Raw genomic sequence first — 17,198 nt, 5'->3', positions numbered from 1 at the left:
TGAAGATGCTCACGCATTGTCGCGTTGAACGAGATGCAAATGTCTCACACGCCTCATGGACTTGAGGTACGTTAAATGGCCCAGAAAGCTATTTCGTCAGTGCGTGAATCAGGCCAGCAACTGCTTTAAATCTTCCTGCGGATTACCAATAATTGCCTTATCGGCGAACCGACCGGCTTCCAGAAGCTTTTTGGCCGTGACATAGGCCTTGGCATCATTGATGGCATCGACCGCAAGGAAACGGTCCTCACGATAATACCAGACGGACAGGCTACCCTCGCGCATGCCCGGCCTTACAATCGTCTCGTCATAGCCCAGGTTAAGACCGGCGATTTGCAATTTCAGATCGTATTGATCCGACCAAAACCATGGTTTTGGCGTGTAGGGCGTTGTCCCACCCCCGAGCACCATGGCGATGGCTTCCCCCTGATCGACGGCATTCTGAACAGATTCCAGCCGGACAGCCCCCTCGCCCCAAGGAAGCAACGCGCAGTCGCCTGCAGCGAAGATGTCAGGATCGGATGTCCGGGCATAGTTGTCGACAATAATGCCATTCTGTACGTGCAGTCCGGCATTGCGTGCCAATCCGTCATTGGCCGTAGCGCCGATCCCGACGATCACCAGATCGACATCAAGCCTGCTGCCATCTGATAGCTCGGCGGCGGTCACGGCACCATTTTCGCCGAGAAGGCGTTTCAAGCCCATGCTTTCGCGAATCATCACACCATGGCTCTGGTGAACGGCGCGGATAAAATCGGCGGTCTCTCTCGCGGCAACACGCGCTAGAATGCGGTCGGCCATTTCGATCACTGTGACCTCAAGGCCGAGATGGCGCGCCACGGCAGCAGCCTCCAGGCCAATATAGCCGCCCCCTATGATCAACAGCCGCCGCCCTGGCTTCATCACCTCAGCCAGGCGGTCGGCATCCGCCTTGTTGCGGATCGTGTAGACACCCGCTAGGTCGCCGCCAATTTCCTGCGGCAATCCTCGCGGCGTCGAACCGGTGGCAAGCACCAGCGCGTCATAGGAAAGTGATGAGCCGTCCTGAAGCCGAAGCAGCTTTTTTGACCGATCAATTTCCTCCACCCAACTGGAAAGACGCAGTGTGATCGCGTTTTCATCATACCATTGGGAGGGTCGCAACAGCAGTCGATCAAAACTCATTTCGCCGATCAGGTATTTTTTTGAAAGCGGTGGGCGCTGATAGGGCAATTCTGGCGCAAGGCCAATCATGGTGATCGGTCTTTGGTCGTTCAGCGCCCGTAGTTTTGACGCAACAGAAAAACCGGCCTGCCCTGCACCGACAATCACCAATGAATTTTCCACGCCGTGCCTCCAGAAAAATCGCGAACTCTCTGCCGGAAAAATATGGCGTTCAGCGCGATAACCATTCTCATCAACGGGTAAATACCAGATGCAAACCCGTCAAGTTCGGTGGCCACGCCTGGATGCAATAATGCCAGGTTTCGAAGATCGGCCACCTCCTCACCTTGGGACGGATCAGAAGAGTTGCCGCAGTTCGTCACGCTCGACAATTTTACCGATAAGATGAGGCAAACAATTAGGAAAACTGCGTTAAACTGGGATACCAAGAAGGAGAAGAAGGACCGGTGTCATGCCGCTGCAGAACATTCCCGATGCAAAAAAGGACATTCCGCGGGACCTTGTCTATAAGAAGTTCGGCATTGACCGACCTGGCAAAATCATCTTTGTGGGCCATCATCTCAGCACCAAAACCACGGTACGCTGCCTGATCCGCAAAATCTCTCTGCAAGGTGCTGAACTCGAAGTCAGCCGCATGCTACCCGTGCCAAAAAACTTCTTTCTGGAAATTCTAGGCATCCGCGACGAGATCGGCTGTACCTTGATGCGTCGCGAACAAGAGACGGCAGTGGTGAGCTTCAACATGCTGATCGATCCCGAATTCCTTCATCACGTCGTAAAGCTCTCATTCGAATTTGGGCCGTAATGGCACAGACTAACATCGGTTGAACTTGAGATTGAGTTGCGTTTCTTTAAAATCTCTCGTTTTGGTTTTAAAATTAGTCCAATCGCTCAAATTTGATGGAATAGATTCAACGCTCTGAAATGCCATTGCGGCAAACTTCTCCTGACAACATGGACAACCGAGGAGAAATCATGCTGCAAGGAACCCATCTAGCGACCGTCACTTCAGAAATGTATGAGCGGCGCTGGGACCGTTACCAGGTTCGTCGTCCGGCTCGTATCATGGCGGTCCGTGCCGGTTTGAGCGGCGTGACCATGCGCAGCGCCACGGTGCTGGATATTTCTCGCGGTGGCGCTGGTATAGAACTGGATACCGGGATCGGCCTTGGCAGTCACTATTATCTGGAGGTGCTAGGAATTGCTACGCGCATTGGCTGTGCCGAGGCTTATCGAAACGGCACAAGGGCTGGTGTTAAATTTCTAATGCCGATTTCAGAAGTCTTGTTGCAACGGATTATCCGTACCGACTTCGTCATGAGTGCCGACCGCACCAAGGACAATGCTGGAAAAACCGTTGCGCCGGGTACAGGCAGACTTGCCCGGTGAGCAGGCGCTCAAACCTTGTCGCGCACCATTTATTTTCAATCAACTGCCGTCCGCCGCAATAAAGAGGGCTAGCCACTGTTGTTTGATCTCATGCCCCTTGGCGGCTCCTTGCAGCCTTTCTATTCTCAGCGACACCGATTCGCCAGGAATAGCGTTCATGTCATCCTTTTCGCGGTTTACACCGCTTATCTCCCGCCTGCCCGCGACCGTTCCCTTTGTCGGCCCCGAGGCTATCGAGCGCCAGCGTAGTCTGCCGGTCAAAGCCAGGATCGGCGCCAATGAAAGCGGCTTCGGCCCCTCGCCCAAAGTTCACCTGGCATTGCAGGCCGCGTCATCCGACATCTGGAAATATGCCGATCCCGAAAATTTCGATCTGAAGGTCGCCCTGGCTGCCCATTATGGCCTTGCAGCCGATAATTTTGCGGTTGGCGAAGGGGTCGATGATCTTCTGGGCCTAACCGTGCGGCTGGTGATCGAGCAGGGTTTGCCAGTCGTCACTTCGCTTGGTGGCTATCCGACCTTCAATTTTCACGTCAACGGGTTTGGTGGGCGACTGGTGACGGTGCCCTATCGGCAGGACCGCGAGGATCTCGACGGTTTGCTGGAGGCGGTGCGGCGCGAAAATGCGCCGCTGGCCTATCTCGCCAATCCAGACAATCCGATGGGAAGCTGGCACGAGAGCCACGACGTGGTTGCCTTTGCCCGCGCCCTGCCCGAGACATGCCTGCTCATTCTGGACGAAGCCTATAGCGAAACTGCCCCGGCTGGCAGCATCCCTGCGGTCGATGCGCTGATCGATCTGCCGAATGTGCTGCGGATGCGCACCTTTTCCAAGGCTTACGGCTTGGCGGGAGCGCGGATCGGCTATGCGATCGGTACACCTGGAACGGTGTCTGCCTTTGACAAGATCCGCAATCATTTCGGCATGGTGCGGACCTCCGTTGCCGCGGCTCTGGCCGCCCTCGGGGACCAGGATTATCTGACCGCAACCGTCGAGCGGATCATCGCGGCACGGGAGCGAATTTCCTCAATTGCTCGCCAGAATGGGCTGCAACCGCTGGCCTCAGCGACCAATTTCGTGGCGGTGGACTGCGGCCGCGACCATGCCTATGCCCGCGCTATTGTCGATGGATTGATGCAGCATGGCGTGTTTATCCGCATGCCGGGCGTGGCGCCGCTCAATCGTTGTATCCGCATCAGCGCTGGCTTGCCGGAAGATCTCGATTTGCTGGAGCAAGTGCTGCCAGTCGTGCTGCGCGATATCGGCTGAAGCGGCTTCAATACCGTTTGAAAACAAAAACCGCGCCAGCCTTGTTCCTGCTGGTCGCGGTTGAATAGTTTGGCATTACCATGTTTCATGGATGCCCTATTTCATGGATGGCGGTGGATCAGTGGGACGTCATCCATTCACGGGCGTCACGCAGCGCTTCGGCCAGCTGGCTTTTGGTCATGGTCGAGGCCAGATCCGAGCGGAGGCCGACAGAGCGGTCACAGCCTTTGATCGCGGCGATATTCAGCCATTTATGGGCAGACACCAGATCCTGCTCGCAGCCACGACCGGTGGCATACATCAGGCCCATGATCCGAAAGATATCAGCCTGTGGCTGACCACCAATCGTGGCCATATCGTCTGCCTGCATATCGAAACGTGCCATGGTCTAGTTCCTGTCCAATTTGGCTTCGGTTGGTCTTTTTTCAGTGTCATGGCGGGTTTCCGGCTTATCATTGCGCCGGAATACCCCGCCAGGCTAAGTCCCTGTTTTTATGTCTGAACCGTCAACATCCTGGCGATCTTGCGTCGCTTTTCGGTGCTTGCGGTGCGGCAGGTTTTCCCTGCTCGTTTGATGGGTTCATTATGTCGGACGGGTTTCAAAATGCGCTTAAAATGCTTGCTTAACGGGTGGCAAACGGGCTCGAAACCCTTTGTCAACTTGTCTTTCCGTTAAGCATTACAGGGGCTGGTTTACCGGCAAATAGAGGTTAATTTTACCGATCTTTTACAGTTGTGATTTTACTCTTTGTTCACCATGATCGAGAGAGATGCGGAAAGGCTTCGAAACTCTTCCCTTGCGATAGCGCCTTTCACATCGCATCAGAGCCCTATTTACGTTTACGTGCGCGTCATTTAATTTGACGGTCTTGTTACCCGAAACCATATCGGGGGCGGAGGATCGTGGAGGAAAGAATGAGAACTATTTTGCTAGCAGCCGGACTATTGGCCTTGAGCCTGACAAGTGTCAGCGCAGCGGAACCGATCGAAGGCAAATGGAAGACGGCGAGCGGTGAAACTGCCGAGATCGCCAGCTGTGGCACAGCCTTTTGCATCACCCTGAAGACGGGCAAGCATGCTGGCAAACAAATCGGCAAGCTGAGTGGCTCAAGTGCCAGCTATACCGGCGAAGTCACCGATCCGGATAATGACAAGACCTATTCCGGCTCGGCAAATGTTCAGGGCAAATCCCTCAACTTGAAGGGCTGCGTTCTGGCCGTACTGTGCAAGAGCCAGACCTGGACCAGACTGTAATATTTCGCCGCGCCGGATCAAACCGGCGCGGTATTCCCTGATTTTGAAGAGGCCTGCTTATCGCGCCTTCTGGCCAAACAGGACTTTCTTGGCTTCCTCATCGGTGGCGACATTGCTGCGCCGCTCGGCGCCAACAGCAATACCGGCCTTGACCGCTGGGCGTTCCATCATCGCCTCAAACCAGCGCTTCAGATGAGGGAAATCGTTGAGGTCCTGCCCCTGATTGGCATGGGGTACCACCCAGCCGACGCAGGCCATGTCGGCAATGGAATAATCGCCCGCCAGAAACTCCCGATCCGCCAGCCGCTTATTCATCACACCATAGAGACGGTTGACTTCATTGGTGTAGCGGTTGATGCCGTATTCGATCTTTTCCGGCGCATATTGGCGGAAATGATGCGCTTGTCCGGCCATCGGACCAAGGCCGCCCATCTGCCAGAACAGCCATTGATCCACCTCAACGCGGGCGCGCTCGTCCGTGGGATAAAATTTGCCGGTCTTGCGTCCCAGATATTGCAGGATGGCACCGGATTCGAACACAGATATCGGCTCCCCGCCAGGACCATCCGGATCGATGATCGCTGGCATACGGTTATTGGGCGAAATCTTCAGGAAATCCGGCGCGAATTGCTCGCCCTTGCCAATGTTGATGTATTTCACCTCATAGGGCAGGCCGAGTTCTTCCAACAGAATGGAAATCTTCCAGCCATTCGGGGTGGGCCAGTAATAAAGCTCGATAGGTGCGGTCATGGACTCTCTCCTTTACGGCATCATTGCAGGGGCTGCCTGCCTCTGAGGTAAAGATCATGGCGCCAAGTTCAAGGGACAAACGCAAAAGCGCCAGTCGGAATTCCAGCCTCGGGATAGCTTGATCGTTTCATATCAAAACCATCAAGCTATCGGGGGATATCATGAGAGACATTACACTACGGCTGACGGCGGTAACGGTTATCATGGCGGTGTTCGCGGCGCTATTTTCCATACTGGTCATCAATTCTACCCGGATACCGCAAAACCTGCGCACGGGCCTGACAGGAGAGCGGCTCTATTCGCTGCAAGACAGGTCTGCCCCTTCAGCTCCCCGCATCGCGGCGCGCAGGGGATAAATTCAGCGGAAATGCACGCCTGTCGTTTGCTTGTTATTCAGACCGATATATAACGTCTCATGAGCAATAGAATCGTCAATTCCATACCTGGGCCTATCCCTGTCACCATCATCAGCCCACCCGCTTACGAGGCAAGGCTGTTTGCCGATGCCCGCGAGGCTGTCGATGCGATTACAGAGATTTATGAGCGCAATACGGCGTTTCTCATCGATGCGTTTACCGCCCTTGCCAATGGCGCGCCGATAGAGGGCCGTTACCGAGCCTTCTATCCACAGGTCAGTATTGAGACCAATAGTTTCGGCCATCTCGACACCCGGCTTTCCTACGGGCATGTCACTTCGCCTGGCATCTATACGACGACGCTGACCAATCCGAAATTGTTTCGCCACTATCTGAAGGAACAGCTGTCTCTGTTGATGCGCAATCATCAAGTGCCGGTGCGGGTGAGCGAGTCGACCACGCCGATCCCGCTGCATTTTGCTTTTGGTGAAGGCGCGCATGTCGAGGCTTCGGCCACCGGCTTTTCCGATATCCAGCTGCGCGATATTTTCGACACGCCTGATCTGTCGACCACGGACGACGAGATCGCCAATGGCGAATATGAGCCGCCAGCCGGTGAGCCGTTCCCCTTAGCACCGTTCACTGCGCAGCGGATCGATTATTCGCTGGCGCGGCTGTCGCATTATACCGCGACCAGCGCCAAGCATTTCCAGAACTTCGTGCTGTTCACCAACTACCAGTTCTATGTCGATGAATTCTGCGCCTATGCCCGCACCCTGATGGCCAATGGCGGCGAAGGCTATACGGCTTTTGTCGAACCGGGCAATATCACCACGCTGGCCGGCGAAAATGCGCCCTCCTCCGGCGCGCCGCTTGGCCGCCTGCCGCAAATGCCAGCCTATCATCTGAAAATGAAGGGGCATGCTGGCATTACCATGGTCAATATTGGCGTTGGCCCGTCCAACGCCAAGACAATCACCGACCACGTGGCCGTGCTGCGCCCCCATGCCTGGCTGATGCTTGGCCACTGCGCCGGTCTGCGCAACAGCCAGCGGCTGGGCGATTATGTGCTGGCTCATGCCTATATGCGCGAAGACCACGTGCTGGACGACGACCTGCCCGTCTGGGTGCCGATCCCGGCGCTGGCCGAAGTGCAACTGGCACTGGAAGATGCCGTCGAGGAAATCACCGGTTATGAAGGCTTCGAGCTGAAGCGCATCATGCGCACCGGCACGGTGGCCACCATCGACAATCGCAACTGGGAACTGCGCGACCAGCGCGGTCCGGTGAAACGCCTGTCGCAATCGCGCGCCATTGCGCTCGATATGGAATCGGCGACGATTGCCGCCAATGGCTTCCGCTTCCGCGTTCCCTACGGCACCTTGCTCTGCGTGTCCGACAAGCCGCTGCATGGCGAATTGAAACTACCGGGCATGGCGACTGCTTTCTACAAGACCCAGGTCAGCCAGCATTTGCAGATCGGTATCCGCGCCTTGCAGAAGCTGGGTGCGATGCCGACGGAAAAACTGCATTCACGCAAGCTGAGAAGCTTTTTCGAAACCGCCTTCCAGTAAGCATCTTCGATGCCTTGCGGTTTCAGAGCTTTCGCGCAGGTGAAGGGAAAACCGCGTGCAGCGCCAGCGAGAGCGCTGCACTGAGCAAGGCCGAGACAATGACGATCAAATGCAGGTTGACGGCGGCCTTGGCCAAGCCGTCCATATCCTGCACTCCCGCTCCAAGAGCCGCCGCACCGGCAACGATGCCAGCCGGATAGGTGCCGACGCCAGCAGGCGCATGAAACGGCAGGACGGAGGAAAGCTCCCCGCCCAATGCTCCGCCAAAAGCCGCCGATAGTGGTGTCACCTGCATCAGGCTTAACACCCAGGCAAACACCAGAACCTTGGTCCCCCAGGTGACGATGGTCATGGCCCAGGCCCGGAAAAAGGCCGCCTTATGCGCAGGCAGGCCTGCCTCCACCCCTTCGACCATCTTGAGCACCCTGCCGGAAAACCGCGCCCTTGCGAAAACTAAAGCAGGGCGTTTCAACGCAAAGCCGATCAGCGGCAGGATCAGAAACAGCAGCCAAGCCATTCCCCATACTTGGGGCTGCGGCTTTCCCACCACCAGGCCAAGACCGGCAGCGGCCAGAAGCGCATGCAGATCCAGGAGCCGCATCACCAGCAGCGCCGAGGTCCCCGACAACAGCGGCACGGAAAATTCCGAGCGCATCAGCAGCGGAAAGCTGGTTTCCCCGCTTCGAAACGGCAAAAGGATATTGAGGAGATTATGAACCTGCGCCAGATGAAACAGCGCGGTAAACCGGCCCGCGGTTTGGCGCGGGAAATAATCGTAAATCCGCCAGGCCCGCACCAGAGAGGTGGACACCAACAGGCTCAACGCCAGCAGCACTGTTGAAAGGCCCAGTGCCTGCCACTCTCGCAGCACCATGCCCCAGCCCCAGACGGCCTCGACAAAAACCACATAGGCGGCAATAGCGATAAAGGCGATGAGTGAAACGCCATGGCGCTTTATCCACGATTTGCGGTGACTTTGATCGATTGAGGTCATTGCCCTGTCAGTTCCGAATTGCGTGGCCGCGCCGGTTCCTATAACACCCGGACTTATAAAGGCCAGCAATTTTCGGAGTTCCTCCCTTGCCGACAGACCGTTTCGCCGCCGTAACCGGCCCTGCCTCCTCCGATAATGCCGCATCCGCGATCGAACTGTCGGTCGTTGTGCCCTTCATGAACGAGGAAGACAATATTGGTCGGATGATCGAGCGGGTGATGGAAGCGCTGAAGGATTTCGGCAAGCCCTGGGAACTGATTGTCATCGATGACGGCTCCACCGACCGGACATTGAGCCGGGCGCAGACCTATCTCGGCCGTGAAGGCCTCGACCTGAAAATCATCGAGTTCCAGCGCAATTTCGGCCAGGCGGCAGGCCTTCAGGCCGGTTTCGACGCCGCACGCGGACGGCTGATCGCCTCGCTGGACGGCGACCTGCAAAACGACCCGCACGATATTCCCGGGATGATCGCCGAGTTGGAAAGCCGCGATCTCGACCTGCTTTGCGGCTGGCGCAAGGCCAGGCAGGATGCACTGGTGCTGCGCAAGATCCCCTCCTGGTGTGCCAACCGGCTGATCGGCAAGGTCACAGGCGTACGCATCCACGATTATGGCTGCGGCCTGAAACTCTACCGCGCCCAGATCATCAAGCAGATCAGCATCATGGGCGGCATGCACCGCTTCATCCCGGCCTGGGTCGCCAGCGTCATTCCATCGTCGCGGATCGGCGAGACCGTTGTCAATCACCATGCCCGCCAGTTCGGCACCTCGAAATACGGTATTTCGCGCACCGCACGCGTCGTGCTCGATCTGCTGGCCGTGCTGTTTTTCATGCGCTTTCGCCAAAGGCCTGGCCATTTCTTCGGGATGATCGGCTTTTTCATCGGCACGCTCAGCGCGCTGATCCTGTTCTATCTGTTCGTCATCAAGCTGATGGGCGAGGATATCGGCACGCGGCCGCTGCTGCTGGTCGGCGTTATGCTGTTCCTGGCCTCGATCCAGATGATCACCACTGGCATTGTCGCGGAAATGCTGACCCGTTCCTACGATACACCGCGTGCCTATGTGATCCGCAAGACCTACGACCAAGCACCGGATACCAGGGACATCTGAGATGATTTCGACGCTCCGGCAGAAGCCCGCTTCCCTCTTCCTTCTCCTGGGCGTCTATTTTCTCGTTCAGGTGCTGGTGCGTCTGGCCTTACCCGCGTCGCTCGAACTAGACGAAGGCCAGCAGCTTTATTATGCGCAATGGCTGTCGATCGGCTACGACAGCCAGCCGCCGTTCTACAACTGGATCCAGTATGGGGTGGTGGAACTGCTCGGCCCTAACCGGCTGGCGCTGGCGCTATTGAAAAACCTGATGCTGTTTGCCAGCTACGCGCTGATCGCGCTGGCTGCGGCGCAGGTGCTGAAAAGCCGGGATCTCGTCATCATCGCCTGCCTGAGCCTGTTGACCATGCCGCAGATCAGCTTTGAGGCACAGCGAGACCTGACCCATACCGTCGCGCTGATTTTCTGCACCGCGCTGTTGTTGTTCGGGGTGTTGCGGACTCTGAAATCGCCCAGCATCTGGAGCTATGCCCTGACCGGGGCTGCCATTGGCTGTGGGTTTATTTCCAAATACAACTTCGTTCTATTGGTCAGCGCCGCCTTCCTCGCCATCCTGGCGGAGCCGAAGTTTCGCAGGCGCGTGCTGGACTGGCGCATCCTGCTGACGGCTGGCGTGGCACTGGCCATCGCGCTGCCGCATGCCCTGTGGTTTTTCCAGCATATGCAGGAAGCGACCCGCAATACGCTGGGTAAAATGACCGATGACAACATTACCAGCCTGCCACAGCAGATCTTCAAGGGGCTGACATCGCTCAGCACTGCCGTTCTGGCCAGCGCCGCCCCCACCATGGCGCTGCTATTGATACCCTTCGCCCGTACCTTGCCCTTCCCTCATCTGCCGCGTCCAGCCGCCTCCGTTTTGTCCGCCAGCAATGAATGGACCCGGCTGCTGGGCCGGATGATGCTGCTGGTGGTCGCGGTTCTGGCGCTGATGGTAATCTTCGGCGGAGTGAGCGCCATCAAGGACCGTTGGCTTGCGCCCTGTTTCCTGATGCTGCCGCTTTATCTTTGCCTGAAAGTCGAAGCGGCGGGCCTGGGCGAAGAAGGACAGTTGCGTCGCTTTCTGGTCGTCGCGCTTGCTATCATGGTGCTGGTGCCGATGATCCTCTATGGTCGCGTAGTAGGCGCCGGCATTATCGGCCATTACCAGAAGCAGAATGTCCCCTATGGCCAGGCCGTTTCCACAGCACTGGCCTCTGCGCCAAGCCGTCCGGTTCTGGTGCTGACCAGCGATCAGCAAATGGCTGGCAACATCCGCCTGCATGCACCCGATATTGCCGTTACCGTCCCCCCGACCAGCGGCGTACCTGTACCGGCGCGTTTCGATGCACAGCATCCGCTGCTGGTGATTTGGCGCAATTTCGGCAGGCCCAATCCGGAAATGCCAAAGGCCATGAAGGATTGGATCGCCACCTATCCAGGCCTACAGGCACAATCGGTCGGCGAAATCGCCCTGCCCTTCCTGCATGGACGGCCGCATTCGCTCTATTCCTTCGGCTACGCCCTCTATTATTCCGCTACGCCCTGACATTTCGATCTGGCAAAAAAATCGCAACGCCTCTTGATAGATTTTATCTAAGATATATCTTAGACCTATAAAAACGTATCGGAGATACACAATGCGATTTTCTCATTCACATGACTATCAAGGCGAACATGGTGGCCGAGGGGGAGGCAGAGGTGGTCATCCGCTTGCCGACCTGATGCACGCGATGCGCGGCGGCCCCTTTGGGCATAAAGGGCCGGACGGCAAGCATGGGCGCGGACGCGATGGCGAACGCCGCCGGATGTTTGAGACCGGCGAATTGCGGCTGGTGCTGCTGAAGCTGATTTCGGAACTGCCGCGCCATGGCTATGACCTGATCCGCGAAATCGAGCGGCTCTCGGGCGGTGCCTATGCGCCCAGCCCCGGCGTGATCTATCCGACCATGACCCTGTTGCTGGATATGGGCCTGGCCGAAGAACAGCAGACCGAGGGTGCCCGCAAATTACTGGGCATTACCGAGGCCGGAAAAATCCACCTCGACGACAATGCCGAGGCGGTAGAGATCGCCATCGCCCGGCTGACCGCCCTTGCCAAATTGACCGAACGCACCGATGCCGGGCCGGTGCGCCGGGCAATCCATAATCTACGGGCCGTGATCCATGACCGGCTCGCCCAGGACGACGTATCGCGCGAGACGCAATTGGATGTCGCCCGCATTCTCGATGAAGCAGCCAGCAAGATTGAAAGGCTTTGACCATGACCAAAACCATTGCCATCGTCCCCACTGAACACGGTTGGAAATATGTCCAGCAGCTCTGCAAGCACTGGAGCCATAAACTGACCGTCGAGCTTGGCGAAAACCAAGGCACAGTGACGTTCGACACGGCCACCGCCGTGATGACCTGCGACGAGGCAGGACTGACCGTCACTATCGAAGCGGAAAACGACGAGTTGCTGGAGCGCTACAAAGGCGTGGTCTCCAGCCATCTCGACCGCTTCGCCTTCCGCGAAGCGCCCCTGCCCTTTGATTGGAAACCCGCCTGATACCAAGGTCATTGAAAATGACCTTGGTATAACGTGACCTATTCGCGATAAGTGTCGCGCAGCCAGTCCAGCGCCTTGCCTAAAACCTCCACCGCCTCATCGACCTCGGCGCGGGAGATAATAAACGGCGGCGAAAACAGCATGCGGTCGCCGGTGGCGCGGACAATCACGCCATTGGCAACGCACTGATTGCGCACTTGCGCGCCGACATCGTCGGGCTTGGCAAAACGACGGCGCGACGCCTTGTCAGCCGTCAGTTGCACTGCGCCGATCAGCCCAAGGCTGACGACCTCGCCCACGCAAGGATGATCGGCAAGCGAAGCCAGCGCTTTGGCGAAATACGGGCCGATATCGTCGCGTACCCGTTCCACCAATTTTTCTTCTTCCAGAATGCGGATATTTTCCAATGCCGCTGCTGCGCAGACCGGATGGCCGGAATAGGTATAGCCATGATTGAAATCGCCGACCTCATTGATCAGCACCTCGGCCACCCGATCCGAGACCAGCACGCCACCGACCGGCAGATAGCCTGATGATAGGCCCTTAGCAATCGGAGCCAGATCTGGCTCGAAACCGAAATGCTGATAGCCGAACCAGCTGCCCAACCGGCCAAAGCCGCAGATCACTTCATCCGAGACCAGCAGAACGTCATAGTGCTTGCAGATCCGGACGATCTCCGGCCAATAGGTCTGCGGCGGAATGATAACCCCGCCCGCCCCTTGCACGGGTTCGGCCACGAAAGCCGCAACGTTTTCCGCGCCAAGTTCCAGAATTTTCGCTTCCAGCTCCTGCGCGGCCTTCAGGCCAAACTCGTCAGGTGACAGGGTGCCGCTCTCGCCATACCAATAGGGCTGATTGATGTGATGAATGCCCTCAATCGGCAGATTGCCCTGTTCATGCATATATTTCATACCGCCCAGCGAAGCGCCCGCCACAGTCGAGCCGTGATAGCCATTCTTGCGGGCAATAACCTGGGTCTTGGTGGGATGACCGAGTGCCTTCCAATAAACCCGCGCCAGGCGAAACCAGGTATCCGTGGCCTCGGAACCCGAATTGGTGAAGAACACATGGTTCATCTGCGGCCCGGCCAGGCTGGTAACCTTCTGCGCCAGCAACGTCGCTGGTGGCGTGGTGGAGCCGAAAAACGTGTTGTAATAGGGTAATTCCTGCATTTGCGCATAGGCCGCATCGGCAATCGACTTGCGGCCATAGCCGACATTGACGCACCACAGCCCGCCAAACGCATCCAGATATTTCTTGCCCGTCGCATCCCAGATATGGACGCCTTCGGCGCGCTCGATAATACGGACACCCGCCTCGTTCAGCTTTTTTGTGTCGTTGAACGGGTGCAGATGATGGGCGGCATCGATGGCGGCAAGATTGGAAAGGGTGGCAGGTTTCTCGTTCATGGCAGGCATCCTTAGGCGGCGGTGTCGCATTGAAAGGCGACAATTTATCCGCTACGACCATGACGATATGCCCCAGCTTTGGCAAGAACCGCCAAGGGCTGGCAGACCTCTTTCGAAAGCCCGCCATGACCCAGATCGACGCCTCCACCAGCACCGCTCCCGACCCGCAGGCCCGGATCGAAATCCTGCTGGTGGGCATGAACGGCGATCTGCGCGGCAAGATGATCCCGCTCAGTGCCGAGGATAAGGTCTGGAAAAACAGCGTCCGCCTGCCCGCTTCCACCCAGTCGCTGGATATCTGGGGCGATGATAATGACGACCTGACCGGCATTTCGCTGACCTTGGGCGATCCCGATGGCCTGTGCATTCCCGACAAGCGTTCGCTTAGCCCCATGCCCTGGGCACCATCAGGCTCCAGACAGGTGCTTGCCACTATGCATACCCTGGAGGGCCAGCCGCACTTCGTCTGCCCGCGCGCCATTTTGGCCCGGGTGCTGGAGCGGTTTTCGACCTTGGGTCTGACCCCGGTCGTAGCGACCGAGCTGGAATTTTACGTGATGGAGGATGATTGGCGCGAAACCGGGCGGCCCATGCCGCCCAAGGCGCTGACCTATCGCGGCGAGCCGAACGGCTTTCAGCTGTATGACATGCGGGCAACCGGAGCGATGGAGGATTATCTCGCCACCGTGCGTGCCTATGCCGATGCCATGGGCCTGCCCGCCGATGCGACGACGGCAGAATTCGGCCCCGGCCAGTTCGAGGTCAATCTTCTGCACCGGCCCGACGCCATGGCGGCGGCGGATGACTGTATCTATCTGAAGCGCGTCGCCGAATTTGCCGCCCGTCGCCACGGGTTGAAATCCACCTGCATGGCCAAGCCCTATGGCGACCAGGCAGGCTCCGGCCTGCATGTGCATGTCAGCATTATTGATGCCGAGGGTCGCAATATTCTCGACGCCAAGGGTGGCGAACCGGTCAAGCTGAAATCGGTGACGGCGGGCCTGTTGCAGACCATGCGGGAAGCACAGCTGATTTTTGCGCCTTTTGCCAATTCCTACCGCCGTTTCCAGCCCGGCTCCTTTGCGCCCGACCGGATCGACTGGGGTTTTGGCCATCGCGGCACCGCGATTCGCATTCCAGATAAAGACGGTCCGGCAGCACGGATCGAGCACCGGGTGGCAGGCGCCGACGCCAATCCGCATCTGCTGCTCGCCGCCATTCTCGGCGGCATGTTGAAGGGGCTGGAGGCCGATCTCGATCCCGGCCCAGTCACCATGCCTGATGCGCCAGCCACCAGCCCGGACCTGCTAACCCATGACTTCCTGACCGCAGTCGATGCCTTCCGCACGTCTGATTTCATCGCGGATATGTTTGGTCGTGAGTATCGCCAGCTCTATGGTGACACCAAGCGCAAGGAAGCGATCACATACCTGCGCACCGTGTCGGATTTCGATTACCGGACCTATCTGCCGCGCCTGTAAAAGGCGCGGCCCGTCCTCTTTGGACCTCGCGTCAGCAGAATCGCTCAGCGAAATGTGATCCCACTGAGATCGCAATCCCTATAATAAAATACTAAAATACTGCTAACACACAGAATGGAGCACCAACTTCCCCTGAAATCCTGGGGAGGCCGGGCTAGACTGTGGAAAACATTTTGCCTTTTGAGCACAAAGTGCCTGTTGTCAGAAACCGACAATGTTTTTTTGAAGGCAGGGCTTGTTTTTTGGGCAATTTTACCATTTGGTCAACAACCGAACGAATTCCCCACGGGCGCGGAGACAACAAGAATGACCCAGATGAAAATCAGATTGGCAACGGCAGTGCTGGCAGGTTCCCTGCTGTTTGGTGCAAGCAGTGCATTGGCGGAAGCGGTGCTTCGGCGCGGCAATGGTGCCGAACCCAAGTCGCTCGATCCGGCCCATATCTCGATAGACATCGAAGGTCACATCATGCAGGACCTCTACGAAGGTCTCGTTGTGTTTGACAATGCGGGCAAAATCCAGCCAGGCGTGGCCGAAAGCTGGAAAATCTCGACGGATGGCACGGTCTATACATTCAACCTCCGCAAGGATGCCAAGTGGTCTGACGGCTCTGCGCTAACGGCTGGCGATTTCGTCTTCTCGCTTCAGCGTGAGGAAAATCCGAAGACAGCCGCCGAATATGCCAATATTCTCTATCCGATCAAAAATGCCCAGAAGGTCAACAAGGGTGAATTGCCGCCCGAACATCTCGGCGTCAAAGCCGTCGACGATCACACGCTGGAAATCACGCTGGAACAGTCGACCCCCTTCTTCCTGCAGCTGATGACGCACTACACCTCGCTGCCGATCAGCAAGGCCAATTACGAAAAGTTCGGCGAGCAGTTCGTCAAGCCCGGCAACATGGTTTCGAACGGCGCCTTCAAGCTGCAAGCCCATGTGCCGAATGACAGCCTGACCGTCGTCAAGAATGAAAATTACTGGGATGCGAAAAACGTCAAGCTCGACAAGGTGATCTTTTACCCGATCGACGACCAGGCCGCAGCGCAGCGTCGCTATGAAGCCAAGGAACTGGATGTCAGCTATGGCCTGCCACTCGACCAGTTGAAACGCCTCAAGGCGTCCTTCGGCTCTCAGGTTCATGCAACGCCGTCGCTCGCGACAGAATACTATGCTTTCGACACCCGCGAAGCCCCCTATAGCGACGTGCGGGTCCGCCAGGCTCTGTCCATGGCCGTTGATCGTGATTTCGTTGCCAATGACATTCGCTCTGGCGCCGTGATCCCGGCCTATAGCTTTGTGCCGCCGGGCATGGAAGGCTATGGTGCCGGCCCACAGCCTGAATTTGCCAAGCTTTCGCAGATCGACCGCGAGGACAAGGCCGTTGAATTGATGAAAGAGGCCGGTTACGGCAAGGGCGGCAAGCCCCTCAACATCGAAATTCGCTATAACACCAATGCGGACCACGAACGGCTGGCAACCGCCATTGCCGATATGTGGAAGACCACCTTTGGCGCCACGGTCAAGCTGACCAATCTCGATGTGGCCTCGCATTACTCCTACTTGCAGGAAGGCGGCAAGTTCAACGTTGCCCGTGCGGCCTGGGCTGCCGACTACGCCGACCCGGAAAACTTCCTGGCGCTGCAAATCAGCGACAACAAGACCTTCAATTATCCGCATTGGAACAACCCGGAATTCGACGCGCTGATGGCGAAATCCTATAAGGAAACAGATCCGGCCAAGCGCATGGAGCTGATGAAACAGGCTGAAGCCATTCAGGTGAAGGACCAGCCGATCATGCCGCTTTATTTCCGGTCCAATCTGTGGATGGTTTCTGAAAAGGTACAGGGCTGGGGCGACAGCGGTGTTGATTGGCACCTCTCCAAGTATCTGAGCCTGTCCAAGTAACCTCAAAGGA

General features: G+C 57.3%; 18 protein-coding genes. 12 read left to right on the top strand and 6 right to left on the bottom strand.

Annotation, left to right across the window (positions count from 1 at the left end):
* Positions 1-108: 108 nt before the first annotated feature.
* Both ASB66_RS10460 and ASB66_RS26570 read right to left on the bottom strand, forming a co-directional pair.
* The gene (locus tag ASB66_RS10460) at positions 109-1,326 is read right to left on the bottom strand and encodes an NAD(P)/FAD-dependent oxidoreductase (RefSeq protein WP_060715918.1); all 1,218 of its coding nucleotides are present in this window, start codon (positions 1,324-1,326) and stop codon (positions 109-111) included.
* A complete protein-coding gene (locus ASB66_RS26570) occupies positions 1,308-1,481 on the bottom strand; it encodes a hypothetical protein (RefSeq protein WP_174084567.1) in 174 nt (57 codons plus the stop codon). The genes ASB66_RS10460 and ASB66_RS26570 overlap by 19 nt, the downstream gene beginning before the upstream one ends.
* Positions 1,482-1,615: 134 nt before the next feature.
* Here ASB66_RS26570 and ASB66_RS10455 point away from each other — a divergent pair, with 134 nt between their 5' ends.
* From ASB66_RS10455 to ASB66_RS10445, 3 genes are all read left to right on the top strand, one after another.
* Positions 1,616-1,969, top strand: coding sequence for a hypothetical protein (locus tag ASB66_RS10455; RefSeq protein WP_060715919.1), 354 nt, complete (start codon positions 1,616-1,618; stop codon positions 1,967-1,969).
* A gap of 170 nt (positions 1,970-2,139) precedes the next feature.
* The gene (locus ASB66_RS10450; protein ID WP_060715920.1) at positions 2,140-2,553 is read left to right on the top strand and encodes a PilZ domain-containing protein; all 414 of its coding nucleotides are present in this window, start codon (positions 2,140-2,142) and stop codon (positions 2,551-2,553) included.
* Between the two features lie 157 nt (positions 2,554-2,710).
* The gene (locus ASB66_RS10445) at positions 2,711-3,823 is read left to right on the top strand and encodes a pyridoxal phosphate-dependent aminotransferase (RefSeq protein WP_060715921.1); all 1,113 of its coding nucleotides are present in this window, start codon (positions 2,711-2,713) and stop codon (positions 3,821-3,823) included.
* Positions 3,824-3,941: 118 nt separating this feature from the next.
* On the opposite strand, the gene ASB66_RS10440 is transcribed toward ASB66_RS10445, so the two are convergent.
* Entirely contained in the window at positions 3,942-4,208 is a 267-nt protein-coding gene (locus ASB66_RS10440; RefSeq protein ID WP_015915438.1) for an SEL1-like repeat protein, read from the bottom strand.
* A 530-nt stretch (positions 4,209-4,738) separates the two neighbouring features.
* Here ASB66_RS10440 and ASB66_RS10435 point away from each other — a divergent pair.
* The gene (locus ASB66_RS10435; RefSeq protein WP_060715922.1) at positions 4,739-5,077 is read left to right on the top strand and encodes a DUF2147 domain-containing protein; all 339 of its coding nucleotides are present in this window, start codon (positions 4,739-4,741) and stop codon (positions 5,075-5,077) included.
* A 57-nt stretch (positions 5,078-5,134) separates the two neighbouring features.
* Here ASB66_RS10435 and ASB66_RS10430 read toward each other — a convergent pair whose 3' ends face one another.
* Positions 5,135-5,827: a glutathione S-transferase family protein gene (locus ASB66_RS10430; protein ID WP_060715923.1), complete on the bottom strand. Its 693-nt coding sequence runs from the start codon at positions 5,825-5,827 to the stop codon at positions 5,135-5,137.
* 161 nt (positions 5,828-5,988) lie between these two features.
* Here ASB66_RS10430 and ASB66_RS10425 point away from each other — a divergent pair, with 161 nt between their 5' ends.
* On the top strand, positions 5,989-6,183 hold the full coding sequence (locus tag ASB66_RS10425; protein WP_060715924.1) for a hypothetical protein: 195 nt from the start codon (positions 5,989-5,991) through the stop codon (positions 6,181-6,183).
* Between the two features lie 59 nt (positions 6,184-6,242).
* Positions 6,243-7,757 carry an AMP nucleosidase gene (locus tag ASB66_RS10420; RefSeq protein WP_060715925.1) on the top strand — a complete coding sequence of 505 codons (1,515 nt, stop codon included), beginning with the start codon at positions 6,243-6,245 and terminating at the stop codon, positions 7,755-7,757.
* A gap of 22 nt (positions 7,758-7,779) precedes the next feature.
* Here ASB66_RS10420 and ASB66_RS10415 read toward each other — a convergent pair whose 3' ends face one another.
* On the bottom strand, positions 7,780-8,751 hold the full coding sequence (locus tag ASB66_RS10415) for a lysylphosphatidylglycerol synthase domain-containing protein (RefSeq protein ID WP_060715926.1): 972 nt from the start codon (positions 8,749-8,751) through the stop codon (positions 7,780-7,782).
* A 149-nt stretch (positions 8,752-8,900) separates the two neighbouring features.
* On the opposite strand from ASB66_RS10415, the gene ASB66_RS10410 reads away from it, so the two are divergent.
* The 4 genes from ASB66_RS10410 (at position 8,901) to ASB66_RS10395 (ending at position 12,393) form a co-directional block, all read left to right on the top strand.
* Positions 8,901-9,863, top strand: a complete 963-nt coding sequence (locus tag ASB66_RS10410) for a glycosyltransferase family 2 protein (RefSeq protein ID WP_060716038.1) — start codon at positions 8,901-8,903, stop codon at positions 9,861-9,863.
* Position 9,864: 1 nt separating this feature from the next.
* Positions 9,865-11,391 carry a glycosyltransferase family 39 protein gene (locus ASB66_RS10405; RefSeq protein ID WP_060715927.1) on the top strand — a complete coding sequence of 509 codons (1,527 nt, stop codon included), beginning with the start codon at positions 9,865-9,867 and terminating at the stop codon, positions 11,389-11,391.
* 91 nt (positions 11,392-11,482) lie between these two features.
* Complete coding sequence (locus ASB66_RS10400) at positions 11,483-12,103, top strand: PadR family transcriptional regulator (protein WP_060715928.1); 621 nt, start codon at positions 11,483-11,485, stop codon at positions 12,101-12,103.
* A gap of 2 nt (positions 12,104-12,105) precedes the next feature.
* On the top strand, positions 12,106-12,393 hold the full coding sequence (locus ASB66_RS10395; RefSeq protein ID WP_060715929.1) for a DUF2218 domain-containing protein: 288 nt from the start codon (positions 12,106-12,108) through the stop codon (positions 12,391-12,393).
* Positions 12,394-12,431: 38 nt separating this feature from the next.
* Here ASB66_RS10395 and ASB66_RS10390 read toward each other — a convergent pair whose 3' ends face one another.
* Entirely contained in the window at positions 12,432-13,802 is a 1,371-nt protein-coding gene (locus ASB66_RS10390) for an aspartate aminotransferase family protein (RefSeq protein ID WP_114386520.1), read from the bottom strand.
* Between the two features lie 125 nt (positions 13,803-13,927).
* Between ASB66_RS10390 and ASB66_RS10385 the strand changes: the two genes are divergently transcribed.
* Both ASB66_RS10385 and ASB66_RS10380 read left to right on the top strand, forming a co-directional pair.
* Positions 13,928-15,283 (top strand): glutamine synthetase family protein, encoded by a 1,356-nt coding sequence (locus ASB66_RS10385; protein ID WP_060716040.1) that lies wholly within the window; start codon positions 13,928-13,930, stop codon positions 15,281-15,283.
* Positions 15,284-15,589: 306 nt separating this feature from the next.
* A complete protein-coding gene (locus tag ASB66_RS10380; protein WP_060715930.1) occupies positions 15,590-17,188 on the top strand; it encodes a peptide ABC transporter substrate-binding protein in 1,599 nt (532 codons plus the stop codon).
* Positions 17,189-17,198: the final 10 nt, after the last annotated feature.

Source organism: Gillisella vitis, assembly GCF_001541345.2.
Taxonomy (GTDB): Bacteria; Pseudomonadota; Alphaproteobacteria; order Rhizobiales; family Rhizobiaceae; genus Allorhizobium; species Allorhizobium vitis.
Note: the sequence above shows the minus strand (reverse complement) of the source record. Positions and strands in the feature narration are given on the sequence as shown.